General features: G+C 57.9%; 19 protein-coding genes and 1 pseudogene. 11 read left to right on the forward strand and 9 right to left on the reverse strand.

Translation table 11 applies throughout. The annotated features are described in order from the left end of the window. Positions 1–6: 6 nt before the first annotated feature. Positions 7–1,152: a serine hydrolase domain-containing protein gene (locus OEU85_RS17580; protein WP_262692838.1), complete on the reverse strand. Its 1,146-nt coding sequence runs from the start codon at positions 1,150–1,152 to the stop codon at positions 7–9. A 310-nt stretch (positions 1,153–1,462) separates the two neighbouring features. Between OEU85_RS17580 and OEU85_RS17585 the strand changes: the two genes are divergently transcribed. The 7 genes from OEU85_RS17585 (at position 1,463) to sigJ (ending at position 11,499) form a co-directional block, all read left to right on the forward strand. Next, positions 1,463–3,577: a TonB-dependent receptor gene (locus OEU85_RS17585; RefSeq protein ID WP_262692839.1), complete on the forward strand. Its 2,115-nt coding sequence runs from the start codon at positions 1,463–1,465 to the stop codon at positions 3,575–3,577. 208 nt (positions 3,578–3,785) lie between these two features. Next, positions 3,786–4,526 carry an FMN-binding negative transcriptional regulator gene (locus tag OEU85_RS17590; protein WP_262692840.1) on the forward strand — a complete coding sequence of 247 codons (741 nt, stop codon included), beginning with the start codon at positions 3,786–3,788 and terminating at the stop codon, positions 4,524–4,526. 181 nt (positions 4,527–4,707) lie between these two features. Further along, complete coding sequence (locus tag OEU85_RS17595; protein WP_262692841.1) at positions 4,708–6,081, forward strand: aspartate aminotransferase family protein; 1,374 nt, start codon at positions 4,708–4,710, stop codon at positions 6,079–6,081. 304 nt (positions 6,082–6,385) lie between these two features. Further along, the gene (locus OEU85_RS17600) at positions 6,386–7,906 is read left to right on the forward strand and encodes a glucan biosynthesis protein G (protein ID WP_262692842.1); all 1,521 of its coding nucleotides are present in this window, start codon (positions 6,386–6,388) and stop codon (positions 7,904–7,906) included. Then, complete coding sequence (mdoH, locus tag OEU85_RS17605; protein WP_262692843.1) at positions 7,872–10,025, forward strand: glucans biosynthesis glucosyltransferase MdoH; 2,154 nt, start codon at positions 7,872–7,874, stop codon at positions 10,023–10,025. The genes OEU85_RS17600 and mdoH overlap by 35 nt, the downstream gene beginning before the upstream one ends. A gap of 87 nt (positions 10,026–10,112) precedes the next feature. Next, positions 10,113–10,544 (forward strand): carboxymuconolactone decarboxylase family protein, encoded by a 432-nt coding sequence (locus tag OEU85_RS17610; protein ID WP_262692844.1) that lies wholly within the window; start codon positions 10,113–10,115, stop codon positions 10,542–10,544. A gap of 10 nt (positions 10,545–10,554) precedes the next feature. Next, complete coding sequence (gene sigJ, locus OEU85_RS17615) at positions 10,555–11,499, forward strand: RNA polymerase sigma factor SigJ (protein ID WP_262692845.1); 945 nt, start codon at positions 10,555–10,557, stop codon at positions 11,497–11,499. 24 nt (positions 11,500–11,523) lie between these two features. Here sigJ and OEU85_RS17620 read toward each other — a convergent pair whose 3' ends face one another. Together OEU85_RS17620 and OEU85_RS17625 are read right to left on the reverse strand one after the other, a co-directional pair. Continuing rightward, complete coding sequence (locus OEU85_RS17620) at positions 11,524–12,186, reverse strand: FMN-binding negative transcriptional regulator (protein ID WP_262692846.1); 663 nt, start codon at positions 12,184–12,186, stop codon at positions 11,524–11,526. Positions 12,187–12,792: 606 nt separating this feature from the next. Continuing rightward, complete coding sequence (locus tag OEU85_RS17625) at positions 12,793–13,134, reverse strand: PilZ domain-containing protein (protein WP_262692847.1); 342 nt, start codon at positions 13,132–13,134, stop codon at positions 12,793–12,795. Between the two features lie 138 nt (positions 13,135–13,272). On the opposite strand from OEU85_RS17625, the gene OEU85_RS17630 reads away from it, so the two are divergent. From OEU85_RS17630 to cysK, 3 genes are all read left to right on the forward strand, one after another. Further along, a complete protein-coding gene (locus OEU85_RS17630) occupies positions 13,273–14,040 on the forward strand; it encodes a lysophospholipid acyltransferase family protein (protein WP_262692848.1) in 768 nt (255 codons plus the stop codon). 121 nt (positions 14,041–14,161) lie between these two features. Continuing rightward, positions 14,162–15,025, forward strand: a complete 864-nt coding sequence (gene epsC / locus OEU85_RS17635; protein WP_262692849.1) for a serine O-acetyltransferase EpsC — start codon at positions 14,162–14,164, stop codon at positions 15,023–15,025. Between the two features lie 45 nt (positions 15,026–15,070). Then, a complete protein-coding gene (gene cysK / locus OEU85_RS17640) occupies positions 15,071–15,985 on the forward strand; it encodes a cysteine synthase A (protein ID WP_262692850.1) in 915 nt (304 codons plus the stop codon). A 31-nt stretch (positions 15,986–16,016) separates the two neighbouring features. Here cysK and OEU85_RS17645 read toward each other — a convergent pair whose 3' ends face one another. The 5 genes and pseudogenes from OEU85_RS17645 to OEU85_RS17665 all read right to left on the reverse strand — a co-directional run bounded on the left by OEU85_RS17645 (position 16,017) and on the right by OEU85_RS17665 (position 20,858). Continuing rightward, complete coding sequence (locus tag OEU85_RS17645; protein ID WP_262692851.1) at positions 16,017–16,370, reverse strand: hypothetical protein; 354 nt, start codon at positions 16,368–16,370, stop codon at positions 16,017–16,019. 78 nt (positions 16,371–16,448) lie between these two features. Beyond that, a complete protein-coding gene (locus OEU85_RS17650; protein WP_262692852.1) occupies positions 16,449–17,522 on the reverse strand; it encodes an AI-2E family transporter in 1,074 nt (357 codons plus the stop codon). An 80-nt stretch (positions 17,523–17,602) separates the two neighbouring features. Continuing rightward, positions 17,603–18,367 (reverse strand): SDR family NAD(P)-dependent oxidoreductase, encoded by a 765-nt coding sequence (locus tag OEU85_RS17655; protein WP_262692853.1) that lies wholly within the window; start codon positions 18,365–18,367, stop codon positions 17,603–17,605. 87 nt (positions 18,368–18,454) lie between these two features. Then, positions 18,455–19,546 (reverse strand): ZIP family metal transporter, encoded by a 1,092-nt coding sequence (locus OEU85_RS17660; protein WP_262692854.1) that lies wholly within the window; start codon positions 19,544–19,546, stop codon positions 18,455–18,457. Between the two features lie 193 nt (positions 19,547–19,739). Beyond that, a pseudogene (locus tag OEU85_RS17665) lies at positions 19,740–20,858 on the reverse strand (serine hydrolase domain-containing protein). A gap of 111 nt (positions 20,859–20,969) precedes the next feature. Here OEU85_RS17665 and OEU85_RS17670 point away from each other — a divergent pair. Then, positions 20,970–21,200, forward strand: coding sequence for a winged helix-turn-helix domain-containing protein (locus OEU85_RS17670; protein WP_262692855.1), 231 nt, complete (start codon positions 20,970–20,972; stop codon positions 21,198–21,200). Between the two features lie 178 nt (positions 21,201–21,378). Here OEU85_RS17670 and OEU85_RS17675 read toward each other — a convergent pair whose 3' ends face one another. Next, on the reverse strand, positions 21,379–22,350 hold the full coding sequence (locus OEU85_RS17675) for a GNAT family N-acetyltransferase (RefSeq protein WP_262692856.1): 972 nt from the start codon (positions 22,348–22,350) through the stop codon (positions 21,379–21,381). Positions 22,351–22,372 lie beyond the last annotated feature (22 nt).

A 22,372-nucleotide genomic window follows, 5' to 3' on the forward strand; every position in this document is an offset into this window, starting at 1 on the left:
GCTGCCCTAGCCTATTGTTTTCACGACGGCGTTAAAAAAGTCATTATCCGGGATGACTTCGGAGCCAAGCGGCTTTGCCCGCGCGCTCCAGACCACAATGAGGATACGCCGCGCCGGGTTGATATACATATATTGCCCGAAGATGCCGCGTGCGCTGAAACCGTCCTCGAACCCCGTACCCGCAGGCGCGCGCACCGGCCACCACATGAAACCGTAATCAAGCGTTTGCCCGCCAATCTCGCGCGCGCTTCCGGCCTCCGTCACCCAGCCTTCCGGCAGGATGCGCTCACCCGCGATGACGCCATCATTCATGATGAAATGGCCGAAGCGCGCATAGTCACGCAGCGTGGCGGCCATGCCACTGCCGGCTACTTCAAGCCCATCTGGTGCTTCAAGCCACCATGTGGCGTCGGACTGCATGCCAAGGCGCGCCCATATCTTGCGCGTAAGGTAGTCCGCCAGATATTCCCCCGTCGCGGCATGAAGAAGTTCACCCACCACATGCGTCTCGCCCGTGCTGTAGTTCCAGTGCGTGCCCGGTGCCGCCACCCGCTTGAGGCCCGACATGAATTTGAGGATTTCGCCCGGCTTTTGTGCGAGCTGAAGGTCAAGGACGCGGCGGCGTTCGGAATTGGGGTCGGTATGTGTTTCATCCCAATGCGCGCCGGATGTCATCTGCAGAAGCTGGCGGATGCTCACCCCGTCATAGGCGCCGCCCTTCAGTGTTGGCAGGTATTTGGTGAGTGGGTCCTCAAGGCTGCCGATTTCCCGGTCATGGATCGCCGCGCCAACAAGCGTGGTGCTGACCGATTTCGCCATCGACATGGACATCCAGCGGGTATCGGGTGTGTTGCCATATTCATACTGTTCAAGGGCGATCTTTTCGTCCTTTGCGATCAGGAGGGCCGTCACCCGGTTGCGCGCAACATAGTCATAAAGGTCATAATCACCCTGGTCGGTCTCGATCGTCATGTCGTCAAGAGGCAAGGGACGGGCCTTAAGCTCGCTTACCGGTGTGCCGGTCCCGCGTGAGATGGTGCGGCTGGGGAACAGCCGGTCGATATGCCTGAAGGTTTCTATTTGTGCCGAGGGGAACAACCTGCCCGCATAGGCATCCGTCGCGGAGCCGATCTTTGACGCGCGTTTATTCATATAATACTTCCCATCTCCATTAGTCCTGATATCCCAGTTTCGACCCTAGCCCGGGCAGGGGCCAGCGTGACAGGTGCGAACGGGGCAATATGTGGTGCGCGCGTCGCACCAGTGCGGTGACGGGTGGATGACGGTGCTTTACGAACCGCCGTTTTGCGGGCGCTTCGGGGCTGGTGCCTCCTGCGCACCGTTCGTTGCACTATTGGCATCTGCCCTTGTGCCTGTCGGCTTGCATACTCTGGGATTGTGAGGAAATCCCGGGTAGCGCTTCCTGATGGCAGGTGCGGCTGACCGGTCACGGAGGGGAAACATGAAAAAATACAGCAAACATTATCTGGCTTCCCTGTCCACGCTGGCGCTTTTGCAGTCGCCCGTGTTGGCACAGGAGACAGTCGCAGACACCGCAGACTTCACCCTTGAAGAGATCGTGGTGACTGCCCAGAAGCGCGAACAGCGCCTGATTGAAGTGCCGATGAGCATCACCGCCCTTGGCGGCACCGAGCTTGAAGAGCGCGGCATCGACAGCATCCAGGACCTGTCGTTCGCAGTGCCGGGCCTGACGATGCGTGAGGATGGTCCGGGTAGCTACCAGATCTTCCTGCGCGGTATCGCCAACGCCTATGGTGGCGGCTCGCTCGTGAGCGTGTACCAGGACGAAGTGCCGATGAACCTGACGGGCTATGACGTGCTGCCGACCCGCACGCTGGATATCGCGCGTGTTGAGGTTCTGAAGGGCCCCCAAGGCACACTGTACGGCCAGGGCGCGGTTGCGGGCACGGTGCGCTATATCACCAACGACCCCAACCTTGAAGATTTTGAAGGCCATGTGGACGCGACGCTGACGTCTGTGGCAGGCGGCGAGCTCGGGACCGAGTTTACCGGCATCGCCAACGTGCCGCTTGTGCGCGGCAAGTTCGCCGTGCGCGTTGCCGCAACTGTGAAAAACGGTGGCGGGTGGCAGGATCAGCCCGAAGCCGGGATCGAGGACGGCAACGACGAGGAGCTGACCAACCTGCGCTTCAAGGCGCTGTGGCGCCCCAATGAGGATTTCGAGCTGATGGCGACCTTTGTGTCCTATCACGCGGAATATGAACTTGGGCAAGGCTACGAGCAGCCGGACCGCACGGTGTTTGTGGCCATCGATCCGTCCAAGGAACTGATCCCCAAAATCTGGGACTATGAGCTTTATAACCTGACCATGAGCTATGACCTTGGCGCTATGGAGATCATGAGTTCCACAAGTTATGTGGACCAGTATCACCAATACCCGTTTGCGTACCGTGGTGGTGAGGACACCATTTACCTCGGCCAGTATGAAGGCAATGACCTGCGCTATAACCCGGGCGAGCAGTTCACCCAGGAAGTGCGGCTGTCATCCACCGGCGAGGGGCCGTTCCAGTGGACTGTTGGCGGTTTCTACCGCGACATGAAACGCTCGCTGACCGCATATTTCGAGTATGACTATTTCGGCTTTGTGGTCACCGATCAGGAATTCTTTTCGGAAAACACGTCCAAGTCCTACGCTGCGTTCGCTAACGCGTCCTACAAGTTGACGGACCGTCTGGAAGTAGGTGCGGGTGTGCGCTACTTCGAAGACAAGGGCTCTGAGACCAATGGTTTCGCGCCAGCGGCGGTTACTGAGGAAGGCAAGTTCGACACGGTAAACCCGCGTTTCTACCTGTCCTACGCCGTGACGGATGACCTCAATTTCTATGCAAGCGTGGCCAAAGGCTTCCGCAGCGGCGGCTTCAACACCGGTGGCAACCCGCCGTTTAACCCGGAATCGCTATGGTCTTATGAGGCTGGCCTCAAGGGCACGGCACTTGACGGCGCGCTCTATTTCGATCTTGCCGCTTACTATACCGAATATAACGATATGCTGCGCCGGGGCCTTGTGTTCCTCGGGCCCGAGCTTGGGCTGCAACAGCTTGTCTCGAACGTAGGTGCGGCTGAGGTGAAGGGACTTGAGGCTTCCTTCTCATGGCGGGCGACGGATGCGCTGACCTTCAGTGCTTCCGGCACGGTGATCGACGCGGAAGTGACGGAGATTACGGCGGATGATACCGCGAATATCGTCGGTGACCCCATCGACTATGTGCCGGACTTCAGCTTCACCCTTGGTGCGAACTATGACTTTATGTGGTCGGCGGATATGCCGGGCTTCTTTCGGGTGGATTATAGCTACCGGGATGAAATGCCCTATGTGGACCGCACCAGCTTCCCGGGTGACAATGTACCGCAATATTCCGACAGCATCGGCCTTCTTGATGCGCGTATCGGGCTTACGAGCGGGAACGTGAAATTTGAGCTGTTCGCGCAGAATCTGACGAACGAAAACAAATGGATCGACCCCTACCACGAGTGGAACAATGCGAACCGTACGCGGCCTCGCACCATTGGGGTCAAGATAGGGCTGGATTTCTAAGGGCCTTCCCACCTCATCCAGCCGGTCCACCGCCATAGTCCCTGCCGCAGGCGGCGGCGCGCGGCGGTGGATTTGCCCTTTGTAGCCGGAAACTTCGGGAACCTCGGGGCGGTGTCTGCCGGTCACCGCAGAACGCACGGTTAGCGTCCCCCCCGGTGTCGCCGAGTGCGGCAGTTTTCAACCACCAACTGTCAGGACGAGGGTTAAAATGCCAGAGGAAACACCACCCTTACAATCAGGGCCAAAGGGGCAACCAGGGCTCGCGCGGTCATGGGACAATGTCGGCAAAAACACATTCGTGCCCGAGCATTATGAGTTTTCAAACCCGGATGCCCTTATGGCCTATATCGCCGCCAACCCGATGGCGCAGCTATCCTCGGCGGGGGAAGGCGGATTATATAGCTCGGTCGTGCCTTTTGTGCGGGCACCTACGCACGGTGGTAGAGCACTGCGCCTTGCCGGTCATATGGCGGTCCGAAACCCCCACGCGAGACATATAGCGCCGGGCGGGTGTGATGCCATTGCGCATTTTGTCAGCCCCGGCGCCTATATCTCACCGCGCTGGTTTCGCAAGAATATCACCGCCCCCACCTTCAGCTACGTGTCTGTGCAGGTGCGTGGGCGGCTTGTCCCCGTGCATGACCCGGACGAAAGCCTGCTCGTGCTTGCACGCACGGTTGACCATATGGAAGCCCTGACCGGTACGCAGGCGGATGATGAAGCCTGGAGCATGGGCGCGCTGACACCCGAACAGATCGAGCGTTACGTGCCGATGGTGCACGCCTTCTATCTGGAAGTGCATGACATTGAAGGCATTGCCCGGCTCAACCAGGAAAAGGAACAACCGGATATGGAGGGCATTATTGAGGGCCTGGCCGCACAACCGGGGACAGGTGCCCAGCATATCGCGGCGCTGATGCGGCGAAATTTGCGGCTGATCAGGGGATGAGCCAGCATTCGGTGCCCTAAGCGCACCGCCTGTGCCTTGCTTCGCACCTTCCGCGATGCAGCGAGTTTTTTTACCCCTGTTGATAGGGCTGTCGCCACCTCTGTCAGGAGAAGGGTCCGGGGTGCGGCGGATGGAGGGAAGCGCCGTATTCCGGCAACGATAATAAGAAGTGGAATGATCTATGTCTCGTCCCGAACGGAAAACAAAAGAGTGGCAGGCGCTTGATGTCGCGCACCATCTGCATCCTTTTACCGACCCGAAATATTTTGACACCAAAGGGCCGCTTGTTGTCACGCAGGCCCAAGGGTCGCATGTCTGGGATTCGGACGGCCGAAAGATCCTTGACGGTATGGCGGGCCTGTGGTGTGTGAATGTCGGCTATGGCCGCCAGGAACTTATAGAGGCATCGCACAGGCAGATGCAGGAACTGGCCTATTATAACGTCTTTTTCCAGAGCGCGACACCGCCCCAGATTGAACTGTCCCGCGTGCTGGCGGAGCTGACACCCGGCGGTCTCAATCATTTCTTTTTCACCAATTCCGGGTCCGAGGCAAATGACACCATCATCCGCATGGTGCGTCATTACTGGGAAGTGGAGGGCAAGCCCTCAAAGCAGATATTCATCGGCCGCACCCTTGGCTATCACGGCAGTACACTGGCAGCCACCAGCCTTGGTGGTATGTCGGCCATGCATGCGATGGGCAAATCGCTGCTGCCGGGGTTTGACCATATCATGCATCCGCACTGGTATGCGAACGGGGCTGACCTGACGCCGGAGGAGTTTGGTCTCAGGGCCGCGCGCGCGCTTGAAGACAAGATCCTCGCGCTCGGGGCGGACAATGTGGCCGCTTTTGTGGGGGAGCCGGTACAGGGTGCGGGCGGGGTGATCGACCCACCAGCCACCTATTGGCCGGAAGTCCAACGCATCTGCCGCAAATATGACGTGCTGCTGGTGGCTGACGAAGTGATCTGTGGGTTTGGTCGGCTTGGCCACTGGTTCGGGTCCGAAGCTTACGGTATTGAGCCAGACCTGATGCCCATGGCCAAGGGCCTGTCATCCGGCTACCTGCCCATCGCCGCTGTCGCCTATGGCGACCGGGTGCAGCGCGCCATGCAGCGTGGCGGGGTCTTTTCGCACGGGTACACCTATTCCGGGCATCCGGTTTCGTGCGCCGTGGCGCTTGCCAATATCCAGTTGATCAAAGACGAAGGGTTGATCGACCGCGTGCATGACGACACGGCGCCCTATTTCCGCAAGCGACTGTATGACGCGGTAGCGGACCATCCGCTGGTGGGGGAAGTACGCGGGGCCGGGCTTCTTGCCGGTATCCAGCTCGTGCAGGACAAGGCCACGCGGGCGTTGTTCCCGGCGGAGGACAATGTGGCGATGAAATGCCGTGACCATTGTCTGGATGGTGGTCTGATTATGCGCGCGGTTGGCCAGTCCATGGTCGCCAGCCCGCCGCTCATCATCAGCCATGAAGAGATCGACCGCATGGCCGCTATCCTGAAGGAAAGTCTGGACCGAACCGCCGCTGAAACAGGGGCCGCGTGATCGCGGTCCCGGCGGGCGGCGCTGCCTGCCCGTGGGGTGGTGGGTATTCAGGCTAAGGGGCTTTCGCTCACCAGCCACTGACCTGGCACCTATTTATCCTGCCATGCAGGTGACCGGCAGATCGCATGATTTTTCTATGATTGGCTTTACACACCCTGTACGCTAGAAAGCGGTACAGGCCAAATTTCCATACGTCCGTTTAGTGTCCGCTGGGCAAATGTGCCAAACCTCATTTTTTTGCCATGATGTAGAGGCATTTATCTAATTCTGACTTGATTTTAAGTATTAGATCCAGGGGCTAATCATGGGTAAACCACTGCCGCAGACCGCCTTCAAGGCATGCCTGACAGGCATCCATGCCGTGATGTTTTTATGCGGTGTTACACTGGCCGTCCAGGCCGAGCCAACGGCTTTTTCCCGTCAGGTGGTGCTGGATGAAGCAAAGAGATTGTCCGAGGACGCTTTCGTGCCGCCAGCCAAGGTGCCGGACGCGTTGCTGGGTCTCGACTATTCGGAATACCGGCGTATCAACTACCGCAAAAAAGCTGCAATATGGGGCGGCACGCCCACGCGCTTTTCTGTGGAGATGTTTGCACCTGGTAACCTTTATGCCAGCGGGGTTGATATCTCGGTCGTGGAAAATGGAAAGGCATTTCCGGCCCCGGTCAATGAAACCTCGTTTGATACGCCAAGGAAGGAAATCTCGGCGCTTCTGGCCAAGGTGGGGCAGCTTGCCGGTTTTCGCCTGCATTATCCGCTGAACCGCGAAGATTATGAGGACGAGTTTATAGTTTTCCAGGGCGCGAGTTATTTCCGTGCGGTGTCGCGCGGGCAAACCTATGGTTTGTCTGCCCGCGGCCTGGCCGTGGATGTGGCGGAACCCACAGGCGAAGAGTTTCCTATCTTTCGCAAATTCTGGATTGAGCGTCCCTCCTCCCATGCGGATAGTATTGTTGTGCATGCGTTGCTGGACAGCCCGCGGGTATCCGGCGCCTACCGTTTTGGTATTTACCCTGACGACCCGACGCGCATGGATGTGGAGGCAACATTGTTCCCGCGCGCGCCGCTTAAGCATGTGGGGCTTGGGGCGCTGACCTCGATGTTTTACTTTGGCAGCATTGATCGGTCAGACAGGCCCGACTACCGCGAAGCTGTGTATGATTCCACCGGGCTTGCCATACATACCGGCTCGGGCGAGCGGTTGTGGCGGCCGCTTAGCAACCCGAACGACCTGCAGGTCAGCGCGTTCATGGACAAAAGCCCTAAGGGGTTTGGCCTGATTCTCCGGGACCGCCGCCCGGAGGCGTTTGAAGATCAGGAAGCCGGTTATCATACCCGCCCATCCGCATGGGTTGTGCCCCGTGGCGATTGGGGCGAGGGGCATGTACAGCTTGTCGAAATTCCAACACCGTTGGAGACGAATGACAATATTGTCGCCTATTGGCGCCCGAAGGCACCGCTTCAGCCGGGCATGCCGTATCAGTTTTCTTATCGCCTGACGTGGCCGAATGACAATCCGTTGCCTGCGGGCTTTGGCCGGGTGCGCCGCAGTGCCTACGGTCTCAAGCTTGGGACAGAATACCCGCAGATGGTGATCGACTATCGCGGAATGCCAAAAAATGTGCCGATAAAAGAGATAAAGTTCGATAGAAGTGTCAGCCGGGGCCGCATTGTTGAGGTAGTTGCACAAAGGGTTGATGAGGAACACATGCGGGTATTTCTGACATTTGAGCCGGGCACTGCCGGGCCGGTGGAAATCAGGATCCAACCCAAATACCAAGGAGCGGCCGTTGGCGAAACCTGGCTTTACCGTTGGACCAGCTGAGATGGGAGTGGCGCCGTCTTTGAAGGCCTTGCCCGATGAGAACCGGCTTGAAATGCCGCGTCAGGGCGTGCATGCGCCGAAGTCAAAGGACCGGGGGCGTATGGCGCCTGTGCGCCTTGTGGGCACGCTGCTTGCCCGGATACTGTTGTTTGGTGGCACGGCGGCTGTGACCGCCTACGGCGTGCGAGAAATGTATGCCGTGATGAGTACCGGCGATATCACTTTGTTGCAGTGGCTGTTTCTTATCCTTTTTGCGCTTAACTTCGCTTGGGTCAGTTTTGCGGCCTGTCAGGCGGTGCTTGGTTTTTTGTTGATTCTCAAGCGCGATATTCTTGGTCGCCGCCATATCCACGAAAATCCCCCAGGTATAAAAACAGCGGTCCTTGCGCCGGTTTATAACGAGGATCCTGCGCGCGTGGCCGCGGCGATTGAGGCCATGGCGGAAGGGCTGGCCAAAGAGGCACCGGGGCAGTTCTGCTTTTTTATCCTGAGCGACAGCAACAAGCCGCGCGCCTGGCTTAAGGAGGAGCATGTTTTCCACCAGTTGATCGCGCGCGCGCCTGCTGAGTGCCCGGTTTATTACCGGCACCGGGCGCATAATACGGAGCGCAAGGCCGGCAATATCTCGGACTGGGTCACCCGCTGGGGCGGTGCCTATGACGCCATGCTTATTCTGGATGCGGACAGCATCATGAGCGCCGAAACAATGGTTGAAATGGCGCGCCGCATGGAGGCGGACGAGGGGCTTGGCCTGCTGCAGACCCTGCCGTCCATTGTACTGGCAGAGAGCCTTTATGCCCGCCTGCAGCAATTTGCCAACCGGGGCTATGGCCTTATTTTCGGCAATGGCCTGTCGGGCTGGCACGGCAACGGCAGCAACTTCTGGGGCCACAATGCGATCATCCGCACCAAGGCGTTTGCCAGCGCGGCACATCTGCCGATCCTCAAGGGCAAGGCGCCCTTTGGCGGCCATGTGATCAGCCACGATTTCATCGAGGCCGCGCTCCTGCGTCGGGCAGGATGGGGCGTACGCTTTGATACGGACCTCCAGCACACCTACGAGGAAGCGCCGCCGTCGGTCAGCGACGTTATCACGCGGGACCGTCGCTGGTGCCAGGGCAACCTGCAGCATATCAAATTCCTGTTCGCCCGCGGGCTGGCGGTGACTACCCGACTGCATATTCTATCGGGCATCATGGCCTATATGAGCGCGCTGTTCTGGTTTCTGCTGCTGGCGGTCGGTTTGACGCTTGCGGTGCAGGCAAGTTTCACGCGGCCCGAATATTTTGCGCGGCCATCGCTATTCCCCACATGGCCCGTGTTTGACAGCGTGCGCGCGGTGGAACTGTTCATCCTTTCGATGGGCATCGTGCTTGCGCCCAAGGCGCTTGCATGGGTATCGGCCATCGTCAACCCGATGCGTTGCCTGCGCTATGGGGGGCCGATCCTCGTGACCCTCAGCGTGCTGACCGAAGTCCTGCTCTCCGCGCTTTATGCGCCGGTGATGATGCTGGCGCAAAGCCGTATCGTTTGGGAGGTTATCACCGGCGGCGACAGCGGCTGGCAGCCACAGCGCCGGGGTGATGGGTCGATCAGTTTCGCAACTGCACTGAAGGCGCACAGGTGGCACACCGTCATCGGTGTTGTTGCTGCCATTGTGACCTTTTATCTGCATAAGGATCTCTTTTTGTGGATGCTGCCGGTTACGGGCGGTTTGATGCTTGCCGCGCCCTTGTCCTGGGTCAGCGGTCGCAGTGATGTGGGGCTTGCCCTGAGAAAAATCGGCCTCCTGCGCACACCGGAAGAAAAGCGCAAACCGCCTATTCTGGAAGCCGTGACAGCGCGGCTTGATGGGGAGCACCTGCGCACCGCCAAGTCCCCGCTTGGGGCTTTGGCTGCGGAGGATGACTTTCGCGCCTGGCACCGTGCGCAACTGATGGAACAGGAAGCCGACGGCGAGTTTGACCCGGACCTTATCCTGGCGGAAGCAAAGCTGGAGCGTGCAAAGACGGTGGCCGAGTTGGAAGAATGGCTAAACGACCGTGAAGAAATGGCACTTCTGAACAGCCCGGTGCTTGTCGATGCAGTGCCCGAATGGGTGAAAACCCATAACAGGTAAAAAACAGTCAGCCACGTCACAGCCCGTCAGGCTGGTTCGTCTCCTTTTTGAAAACGGTAGTGAAGCCGTACTGAAAAGGAGAGACCGATGTCACAGACAGCCCCTGTTAATATCTACCATCATGGCAAAACGATTATTTCAGCTCTCGCCGAAGTGGAAAAGCTGATTGCGGAAACCAACATTGATGAAAGCCTGCGCCATCTTTTGAAGTTGCGCGCTTCGCAGATGAACGGCTGTGGGTATTGCGTCAAAATGCACACCACCGATGCCCGCAGGCATGGTGAAAGCAACGAAAGGCTCGACCGCTTGGTTGTCTGGCGCCATGTCAATGATTTCACTGATCGGGAGAAAGCGGCCTTTGCCTATATCGAGGCCCTGACCGAATTGAAGCCGGATGCCCGGTTTGCGGACCATCGTGCCCGCCTGCGCGAGCATTTCTCGGATGAGGATATCACGGCGTTGACAGCCTTGTCGGCAATGATCAATCTGTGGAACCGTATCCAGGTTTCACAGCACTGATGGAAGCCAGATGAACACGGAGACTATCGAGATTTTTGAACAGCACCGGCCCAGCCTGATGGGGCTGGCCTACCGGGTTCTGGGCTCGGTGGCGGAAGCCGAAGACGTGGTGCAGGATACCTTGATCGCGTGGCTCGGCACGCGGGATGATGAAATTGAAAACCCGCAGGGCTGGTTGACCACCGTGTGCGTGCGCAAGGCGGTGGATGTACTCAAGTCCGCGCGGCATACCCGCACGAGCTATATCGGCGCATGGTTGCCGGAACCGATGCATACCGAAAATCTCGACGACCCGGAGGCACAATTGTCGCTTTCGGAAAGCGTAACCATGGCGTTCATGCTGGTGCTTGAACGGCTGGCGCCAAAGGAACGCGCGGCATTCCTGCTGCATGACGTGTTCGAGATGGACTATGCCGATATTTCGAAAAGTCTGGATGTCAGTGAAAACGCGTGTCGCAAGCTGGTGTCGCGCGCGCGGGCCAATGTGCAGCGCGAGGAAACCCCGCGTCATGCCCCGCCAGAACGACAGGACGCCTTCGTGGATGCGTTCATGACGGCGGTCAAAACCGGTACGACAGAGGGGTTGGTGCAATTGTTGGCTGAAGATGTAACATTGCATGCCGACGGGGGTGGCAAGGCCACATCTATCAACCGTAAGCTGGCAGGCAGGCGTGAAGTGCTTGCCTTTATCACCAGAGTGCTTGGCCGGTACTGGCAGCCCGGTACGGTGAGCGAGCAGGAGCTGAACTCTGGCCGTTCGCTCGTGGTCAGTGCAAACGGTGTGGTGGATACCGTTGTCACCTTTGGCTACACCGCGGACCTGACGGTCAACCGCATCTTCATTACCCGCAATCCGGACAAGCTGGCCCGGATTACCGGTAATGAAACCCCTGATGAAGCCCCCAACGAAGTCCCTGGCGAATCCCCTGATGGAACCCCTGCGGCGATGCATTGAGCCGGGATATACCGAAACCAGGCATCAGGCGGAACGCCGTGTCCCGCGGACGCCGGTTTTTTCCCGGATGACCTCCGCAATCAGCCTGCCGCCTTCGTCCTGGCTTTGCGCCAGGTGGTCGGCAACCAGAAGGGCGTCTTTGGGAGGAAAGTCCTGATGCACTTTTGAAATTGCCTCAACGCGGGTGACTTTAATTTCAAAACCTGTGAGGTGGGGAAACAAGCGGTCTACATAGGCCTCCGGCGCGTCCTCGAGAGTCCATTGCGGGTGCTCGGACAAAGCCTGGTATCGGTGCTCGGGCGGTGCCGCCAGATCACGGATCAGCGACGCAAAAAACGCTCGTTCCTGCCTGATGCACGCACGGCCCCACATATGTACAGCCGTATAGTCCCATGTCGCCCCGCGGGCACGGTCACCGCGCCAATTGGGGGACACATAGGCATGCGGCCCGGAAAACGCCACCAGCATATCGCCGCCATCAAGCTGGGCGCATTGCGGGTTGTTGGCATCCATATGGGCCCGCAAAGTGCCGGTGCCGTCGCCGTGATCGTCAAAGACAAATGGAAGCCGGGTTACACGTTGGCTCCCGGCTGCGCCGGAGAAGATGTGCGCAAAGGGCGCATCTGCCACCAGGCGTGTGATGCAACCCCAGTCATGTTCCACATGTGGCTTCGGGGGATAAGCCATGGTTTCTCCTTTTCAAATAAATATAAAGAAATCTTTATATTTATGATGATGGTGATAGCGCAAGCCACCCGAAAAGGCAAGATGCTGTGAAACCTTTCTCCGTCAGACTGTTCAAAAACGAACAGAAACCCTGTCCGATAATGAACAGTTCATAGATCTCTTGAAATGGAATAAATATTAAGTATTTGATTATAAATGTCTTTGTCATCTGGCACACCGCTTGCTGTTATCAAGGCAACAAAACAACAATCACAAGAATACAGTGACAGCGCAGGGCATAAGCCCGAACAAATAGATGACCGGCCCAAAAGAGGTACGGCAGCGAGGAGTAGAAAAATGGTATTCATCAATGAAGTTATGCCAGCAAGTCCAGCAATCGTCGTGTACGCCAGCTTTGGCGCAACCGAGGCAAAATACAGCCGCCGCCGTGAGCGCCGCAACAAGACCCGCCGTTAGAAGACGGGCACAGGGGCAAAAACGACACGATAATAACAATAAGACAATAGTGACCTAAAGAGCACTCAGCAGGATAGCACTCGGCAGTTTTGCTCACTAAAAAGGCGGTTTACCCTTGTGGTAGCCGCCCTCTTTTTTGGCGCATGCCCCCTAGCTTGCGAGCGGGTCTGTGCCCAGATCATGCGGGCTGTCAGAGACCTTGCCGCCAGCGCCTTCGGCAAATTTCTTCAGCACAAGGTCAGGCCCCGCGAGGATCATGAGGCCAAGGCCCTGCGAGCCCTGCCACTTGACCACGCTGGCGAACTCGCCGATCTTGTCAATGGTCAGAAGAAGCTCCTCACCCATTTTGATGTCTGCGTCGCAGGTGATCAGCGTGCCCGCGAGGCTCACGTCCCTGATCTGGCAATCAAATTCCCGATCATCCTCCGTGGTGAGCTTGCCGTGCCATAGCACTGGCAGCCGGTCGTCGCGGCGTTTATCCTGGTCCGTCACCTTGCATTCCTTCTTTGCGCGCTGGCTTACGGCATTACGCTAACTGATTTTTTTCTTGAGTTAAACCTGTGTAAAGTGGCAATGGCTAATCGGGCGCAAACTATTGTCGCCAAAACTACAATGAACGGGAGATATGAAGTGACAACTCTGATCAACGGCATTCGCTCCATCCTGTTCAATATAATCTTTTATCCCTTTACGGTGCTTTATTGCGGCGGGGTTCTGATGCCGCTGTGCCTTGCCAAGACGGATTATGCCGTTCGGCGCGGTATCCTTGGCTATTGCCTGTCATCGCTGTGGATCGCCCGTTTCACACTGGGCCTCAAGTATGAGTATCGCGGCGCGGAGAAGCTGCCGAAAGAGGGAGCTTTCATTCTGGCGGCCGCACACCAGAGCAATATGGACCCGATCCTTACCTTCCCTCTGCGCAATGATGTGACGGCGCTGGCAAAAAAGCAGCTCTTCAAGGTCCCCTTTATCGGTACGGCCCTGCGCAAGGCGAAAATCGTTCGGATCGACCGTGAAAGTCGGACGGCGCATAAAGGGATGGAAGATGTGGCGAAACACATTCAGGAGCTGGGCCGTCCGCTCATTGTGTACCCGCAAGCCACCCGCGTGCGCCCCGGCCATTACAAGCGGCTGAAAAGTGGTGCCTATTATCTGCAGGCCGACACCAGTCTGCCGGTATATACGGTGTCAACCAACACCGGTCTTTTCTGGACCAAAGGTTTCTGGCATCGCGGCGGTACAGCCGTATACGAGATTAACGGCCCGCTGCCACACGGTCTTGATAAGACTGAATTCATGGAAGCCATCGACAAGGCCGTGGTCAGGCGGTCTGATGAATTGATGCTGGAAGCCGGGTATGGATACCTGCTTGAGCAGCGTGTGGATGACGACGCCTGAGCCGCCTTTACCTCAGGCACAAGCTTTCCTCGCATGAAAGTGAAGAATTTCTCGCGCGCGCGGGGCTTGTAGATGGCCCCGGTCCTCCTAAACTGTTATACAGGAAAAAGAGGGCCAAGCCATGAGCACCAAGCCGATGACCGACACGAGCCTTGATCACATCGCAGCCAAACTGCAGGAGCATCATCAACGATATGGTGACTTGTCCGGCATGTCTCTGGCCAAAATCGGTAACCTTCTTAAAAAAACCGCCGCCGTCATGTTCCCGCACTATGCTGTGGCGGAAGATGACGACCTGACGCTTGAAGCACGCCTGTCGCTTCTCGAGCGGGAGCTTTATCAACTGGTGGAGCGCCTGTGCAAAGGCCGTGACGTGGGCTGTGAGCGGCTTCTGGTGCAGGGCTTCCTGTCAGACCTGCCGTCGATTGCGGATGACGCCTATCTGGACGCACAGGCAATTTTCGACAGTGACCCGGCGTCATCGTCCGTGGAAGAAGTGATCCTGTGTTATCCGGGCTTTTACGCGATCATGGCCTACCGGCTTGCACATGCGCTGCACAGGCGGGATGTGCCGTTGCTGCCGCGGATGATTGCGGAATACGCCCACCAGAAAACCGGCGTGGATATCCACCCGGGCGCGACCATCGGCAAATCATTCTTCATCGACCATGCCACCGGCGTCGTTGTAGGTGAAACTGCAATCATCGGCAATAATGTCAAAATCTATCAGGGTGTTACCCTTGGCGCACTGCGCGTTGACCGCGACCAGAAGTACCAGAAGCGCCATCCCACCATTGAAGACAATGTTGTCATCTATGCGGGGGCAACCATTCTGGGCGGTGAAACCATCGTCGGCAATAACTCGGTGATTGGCGGGAACGTCTGGATAACGCGCTCGATCCCGGCATGGTCGCGGGTGATGTTTCGCCCCTGTGACACCGATGAAATCGTTTCAATCAAATCGCGGCAGAAAGCGCGCGTCTGAGCGCGTCAAACTGCTGCAGTCATACACCTGAAGAAGGGGGACCTGATGAAAGCTGACTCCATTCTGGATACTATTGGCAATACACCGCACGTGCGTCTGAAAAAGCTGTTTCCGGACCATGAGGTCTGGATCAAGCAGGAACGAGTAAACCCAGGTGGCTCAATCAAGGACCGCATTGCACTGTCCATGATTGAGGAAGCCGAGAAAGACGGTTCCCTCAAGCCGGACGGCGTGATTATCGAGCCGACATCGGGTAATACCGGCATCGGCCTTGCCATGGTCGCCGCAGTGAAGGGCTACCGGCTGATACTGGTCATGCCTGAGTCCATGTCCATTGAGCGCCGCCGTTTGATGCTGGCGTACGGCGCGGAATTTGAGCTGACTCCCAAGGAATTGGGCATGAAGGGTGCCATCGCCAAAGCGGGCGAGCTTGTAGAGGCGACAGACGGTGCGTGGATGCCGCAGCAGTTCAAGAACCCGGCCAACGTGAAGGTGCACCGCGAAACAACCGCGCAGGAAATCCTGGCTGATTTCCCTGACGGGCTGGATTATATGATCACCGGCGTTGGTACTGGCGGGCATATCACCGGATGTGCGGCTGTCCTGAAAAAGGCATGGCCTGCGTTCAAGGTTTGTGCGGTGGAGCCGACCCTGTCGCCCGTGATGTCAGGTGGCGAACCCGGCCCGCACCCGATTCAGGGCATTGGCGCGGGTTTTTTGCCCGAGGTGCTGGATATGGACCTGATCGACGAAGTGCTGAAGGTTGAACCGGCTGATGCCAAGGACATGGCACGCCGGGCGGCGCGTGAGGAGGCGATGCTGGTGGGGGTTTCGTCCGGTGCCACATTGGCGGCCATTGCGTCCAGGGTGAAAGACCTGCCTAAGGGCAGCCGCGTGATTGGCTTCTGCTACGATACCGGGGAGCGTTATCTCTCCGTGCCGGACTTTCTGCCGGAATAGGCTGATAACGACAAAGAGATGAGGGCGAAGGCTATTCTTCGTCCTCGTCTATGCTTGAACTCATCGAGCCTGATTCCAGGCGCACGATCAGCGCGATATGCGAACCACGGATCGCCAGTTCCTTATAGGAACCACGCGGCAGCGGAATACCTTGGTCGATACAGTGGTTCAGCACTGCCGCCCCCACTTCCCGGCTGTTGAAAAACACGGGGTCGGACCCATCCGACAGGATGAAGCGCACAGTTACTTCGCCTTCGGCGTCGAGCTCTGATTGTATGGTCTTGATGGGGAGGTTGGCTGAAGAGCCTCGGCTTTCAAGCACGGGGCGCATCGCCAAAACCAGTTCCTCATCGGAGAAGATGATGCTGCGAGATTCCAGTATCATAAGTCGATCTTGCCAGTCCTTCTTTTGACGCACAGGTATTTAGGCAGAAATCGCCCCGGATGAAAAGGTTTTTTAAAATCAGACCTTAAAGGCTTCCGACGCTCCGGCGGACCGCTCTCGCCAGCCGCGCAGCACGGCATTGGTCACGGTGGCCAGCGGGATGGCGAAGAAAACGCCCCAGAAGCCCCAGATGCCGCCAAATACGAGTATCGCGATGATAATGGCGTTGGGGTGCAGCTTCACAGCTTCGGAAAACAGCAGCGGCACAAGCACGTTGCCGTCCAGCGCCTGCAGCACAAGGTAAGCGATGACAGCGACGGCCATCTCATGTCCAAAGCCCCAATGGAAATAGGCCACAAGCGTCACCGGAAAGGTGACGGCCGCCGCCCCAAAATACGGGATAATGACGCTAAGTCCCGTCGCGACGGCAAGCAGTGTCGCGTAGGGAAGGCCAAGCACGCGGTAGGTGACATAGGCCGCGAGGCCAACGATCAAAATTTCGTACACCTTGCCGCGGGCATAATCCCCGGCGCGGTCAAGTATTTCCCGCCATACCTGCTCCAGCAGGGGCTTGTCATTGGGGAAAAAACGGCCGAACCAGCCAAGGATCTGGCTTTTGTCCTTCAGGAAGAAAAACACCATCACGGGGACAAGAACAGCGTAGACCACAAAGGCGACAGCGCCGGTCAGGCCGGTGAGGGAGTATTGCACCAGGCGCGGCCCCAGGTTGGTTATCTCGTTTCCAAGGCCAGCGAGCCATGTTTCCACCTGCGCTTTGGAGATCAGGTCCGGGAAGCGCGCTTGAAGGTCCAGCAGCGCGTCCTGCACCGCGCCAACCATGGCGGGGGCATCGTTGATAAACTGGCCAACCTGTCGGAATAAAGGCGGCACGACGGCCAGCAAGGTGATGAGAGAGACTGCGAGGAAGCCGAGATAAACAGTAATGACCGCGACAAGCGGGTGCATGCCGCGTCGCTTGAGCCAGTTCACCGGGCCGTCAAGCAGGAAGGTAATGACAACCGCGGCAATCGCTGGCGCCAGCATATGCCCGAAAAAAGAGATGCCGATCAGCGCTATAATCAGCACGATGACGAGCAAGACCATCTGTGGGTCTGAGAAGGTTCTGCGGAACCAGTCGGTTACCAGTTTCATGATCGGTGCACTCCCATCGGCGCGAGCGCCATCCTGTTATCTGTCGGTAATGGCCTCGTGTTTCAAGGCCTTGCTTGTTTTTATCCGTGCTGGCCGGATGACGTGCCGCCGTCCACCACCACATTGGCGCCGTTCATATAGGCCGCCTCTTCACTGGCAAGGTATAACACCGTACGCGCCACGTCAGCGGGGTTCGCCGGTCCGCCTTTTGGCAGGCCGCCGGCGAATTTGCTCATATCACCGCCAATATCGCTGAGGGCGCGTTCAAACATGGGGGTCAGCATTGGCCCTGGCGAAACCGCATTGATGCGGATGCCATGGTCGGCGTAATCAAGCGCCGCGCTTTTGGTCAGGCCGATCACCGCGTGCTTGCTGGTGCCATAGGCTGCCATCCACTCCGCCCCCGACTTTGACAGGATGGAAGCGGTGTTGATAATCGCGCCGCCGCCGGACTTGAGCATCACCGGGATTTCATGACGCATGGCATGCCAGATACCCATGACATTGGTGCGCCAGACATCTTCCACCATTCTCATATCCTGGTCGGCAAAGCGGGCGGATGTATGGCTGATTCCGGCGTTGTTGACCGCAATATCGATCGTGCCTGAAGCGGCCGCCGCCTCCTTGACAAAGGCTTCCACGTCGGTTTCGACCCGTACGTCCGCGTGCTGGTACCGTGCGGTGCCGCCGTTTGCCTTGATCTCGTCGGTTACCCGTTGGCCCTCCGCGTCGATCAGGCCGCAAAAATGTACGGTTGCCCCCTCGCGCGCAAAGGCCTTGACGATGGCTTCGCCAAAACCTGATGTGCCGCCGGTGACAAGTACGGTTTGCCCGTCAAATCGCATGGGTAAAATCCTTGTGTTTGCTGGGCGCATGGCTAGCGTTCTTTGCCGCTTTGGGCAAGGAAAACCTTACGGTTTTGACCGTTTTGACTAGTGGCTGTGGCTATGGCCGTGTTTGTGCATGGTGACACGCGGCATCAAGGTGGTGAAAAAGGCGCGTGCCCCCATCTGGATCAATAGCGCACATACCGATATCAGCCACAGGGCAAAGAGCAGCAACCCGCCAGAGGTGCTGGGCACCGCAAACGGACTCAGTTCGACAAATACAGCAGTGCCAAGCCACAGCAACATGGTCCAGGGCGCCACTTTTTGCAGGCTCGCAAGCGTATTGCCCATGCCCTTGCCGTAAACGTGGGGCAGCACCGCTGCCACCAGCAATACCAGCAGCAAAATTGGTGCAATGAGCCGCCCGACAGCGCTTAGAAGGTCTACCGCATGATGCATGCCGTGGACCGGCATGTCGCCAAGCGGACCGGGGGTGTGGTGCAGATAATGTGCGCTGATGAGCGCCAGCACAAACACAAGGCCAAGGGCCGTGCCGATGCGGTGGGCGGGAAGGGTGTCTTTGCTGGGGGCTGCACTATGGTCTTCAAGCGGGTGTAGTACCACATGCAACAGCGACCCGGCGGCAAATGCCTGCCAGTAGCCGACAAGGGGGAAATTATACCATTCGCCAGCAAAGAGCGCGAGCAGGTAGCCAACAATGGTCATCGCGCCAAGCCCTGCGAGGACCAGCAGGCCACCACCGGTGGACAGCACTGGCCGCAACAGCCACCATACGGCCACGGCAACGCCTACGCGGTGCAGCAGTACGCCCACGGCAATAAAGTTACCGGTTTCGCTTTCACTGGCGAAGGCGAGGATGGCACCGTCAGATGCGGCATGGACCACAAGGGCCAGCGAGGCGACCAGCATGACCACGCGGTGGGTCATTTCTTCAGCACGGTGGAATACAAACTCTGTGATCCAGGGCAGCGAAAAACCGATCGCGGCGATGATCAGCCCCCAAAGACCGCCATGCGTCAGCGCTTCAGGCAAAAGAGTGAGCGTGATGAGGCCCAGCACGGTAATCAGCACAAAGCCGTCCAGCGCACCCTTTATGTGGGGCGCACGCGCAACAAGCCGCGCCAAAAGCGGTGCGGCCAGCAACACAACAACCGATAATACCAGTGCCCAGTCCAAAACTGTTCTCGTCTCGTTCGAAGATGCATAGTTATAATATCACAATTTGGAAAGCCAACTCAATTCTTGTGAAGGCGTACGATTTTTTTGTATTGGATGGGTATAGGGCCGCTGAAAACCCGTGGCACCACGGGCGCCACGGGATAGACGTTTATGACGGTTATTTAATTCAGGGGCTACCGCAATTCGCAATTCAGGGAGTTACCGGCTCCGGCGTTTTTCCATGCAGGATAAGCGCGAGACCGTCCGCGATTTTGTATGGCTCGACACGGGGATCGTGGGTCGCGACGAAAAAAGCGGTGCCATCTTCAGGGAATCGCCACAGCTCCGCCCGGCTGAAATAGCCGCCACCATTGTGCCAGACCAGTTTTTTGCCGTCATAGTTCGGCACGACCGACCAGCCATACCCATAGTGATACACGCCGTCCGCATCCTCTGGTACGTGCGCACTGAACAGAAGTTCCCTTGAGGCGCCCGACAGGATCTTGTCGCCAAGCAGGGCGCGGTGCCAGCGCAGCATGTCGCCTACTGTGCTTAATACACCACCGTTACCAAACAGATGCCAGGCATCGCCGTGGGTGCGGTCGAGCAGTCCTTCGCGGTGAACAGGCCTTCCACGGGTTTGCTGAGGTGTGGCAGTGTATGGCCCTGCCAGTCGGGGCGGTCATAGCCGGTGGTGAACATGCCCACCGGTTTCCACAGGTTCTCAAAAAGGGTAGGTTTCGTAACTTTGTGCCGAGACCTTCTCGATCACCGCAGCAAGCAGGCTGAAACCCACGTTGGAATATTCGTACCGCTCGCCAGGTTTCAGGATGAGAGGGGCTTTAAAGGCACGCGCCAGATAGTCCTGCCTGCTGATGGCTTCTTGATCCTTTCCGATCCCGTCGGGGAAGCCAGCGGTATGTGTCAGCAACTGATGAAGGGTAATTGCCGCCTTGTCCTCCGGCACCTTGGGGAAAAAACGGTCAAGCCGATCATCAAGGGCCAGTTTGCCTTGTTCCCTCAGCTTAAGAATGGCGGCACCTGTGAACTGTTTGGTGATCGACGCAATGTCGGCGATGGTACTCTCATCATAAGGTTTGCCCGCGGCCGCGTCGCCAAAACCGCGCATATAGACCGTGCCGTCGGCGTTTGAGACACCGACAACCCCAACGAAGCCTTTGCTGTTTGCGTCGCTCAGGAAGGAATCCAGTGCCTGGCGGTCCAGCCAGTCGTTGTCAGGGTTGTCATCTGCCGCCGAAGATAAGCTCGCCGCCAGCATGACCAGAAAAACGTAAGCAGTCGCATCATGTCCTCGCTTTATTTGTACCATTGCTCGTTTGACAGATCGGTAATACGCGCCGTATCTGTGTTGTAGAGGGCCCCGAAAGTGGCCGCTTTGTCCTGACGAAAAGGTTGAGAAACATTGCGAGAGATTGCGGGCATGGGCCGAAAACTGATCGGTGAGGTGGTTTTTGATCCAAACGGAAACCGGCTTCTGGTCGGCAGGGAAACAAGACCGCTTGAACCGCGCCTTGTGCGTCTTCTGGAAGAGTTATGCGCGGTCGGAGGTGAGCCGGTCACGCGCGAGGCGCTTTTGGAGGCGGTATCCAGCTTGCCTTATGCCGGGGACGAAGCGCTTACGCAGGCAATCTCGAAACTGCGGCAGGTCTGAAGTCTCGCGATATTTTTTGGTATTCCGCCACAGCGGCGGTGGTCTTTCTCGCGCTTTTGGTGGGGTATCTGCTGCATCTGTCGCGGACCTCGGAAATCGAAATTGAGTTCAACGAAAAGCCGCAGCAGGAATTCATCGAAAAAAAAGAGACAGAGACCGGCGAACCATCACCTTGAGGTCAGATATAGGTGCCGATAAGCGTGACCGGCTTTGCCCCGGTGCCCAGCTTAAAGCGCGCGATGCCTGCGCCGTCTGACGTGTTGATGCCGCCGAGGTCAAGGAAGCTGATACCACGGTCCCTGAGCGCTAGCATGCCTTCAAACAGCACACGGTTCTGGGCATGTACCGCGCGGGCCTCCTCGCCTGCCCAGCCAATGTGATAGGTGGCGCTGTTGCCGTGCAGCAGGAACAGGGCGCCGGCGATCTTGCGTTTGCCGGAAAGGGCGGTGACCGATAGCGCTGCCTGCGCCCCCGTATCCCCAAGAGCCCTGGCGAAAAGCGGGACCAGCCCAAGCGGCACGCCGTGATAGCCGCGTCCCTTGCGTTGCTCTGCCTCTTTTTCAATGAGCCAGCTGTATTGGTGGTCTTTCCGGCCACCAATGCTGATCGTCAGGTGTGCGTCTTCAGCGCGGCTCAACTGGTTCCGCCATTTGCCAATGAGGCTGGCACGCAGGTCTGAAACGGTCGGCCTGAGGTCTAGCCACGGGGTGGAATAGCCGGTGATGATACGCTTGAGTTTTGCGCGTTTCAACTGCTGCAGGGCGTCTTCCGACCGCTCGATTTCAGGTTGCTGCATCAGGAAACGCCACCGCCAGGGGTTTGCCTGCGCCTTGAGCGCTGCAAGCAAGGCGGCCTTGTCCTTTAGGCTGGTGTCGGGCGCCAGCCAGAGCGGCCCGCGCATGATGCTGGTGATTTTGATGACGCCCGCAAGGCTGCGCTTGGCTGCAAGGCAAAAAGCTGTTGGCTTGTCATCCATAGCCGTCTGCCACATCTCAACCGGTACGCCGATCGCCTCAAGCGCCCGGCCGTAAGCCCAGTGTTGTTGCAACGGAAGCGGCATACTCTCCGGCAAGGCACGCCAGACATCCGGCTCAATCGGTCCCTTGCTGATGTGGTATTCGGTCAGGGGATTGCGATCTGCGCTAGGCATGCTGTGTCGCCCCGGCTATGAT

It is taken from the genome of Kordiimonas aestuarii (assembly GCF_025574465.1).
Taxonomy (GTDB): Bacteria; Pseudomonadota; Alphaproteobacteria; order Sphingomonadales; family Kordiimonadaceae; genus Kordiimonas; species Kordiimonas aestuarii.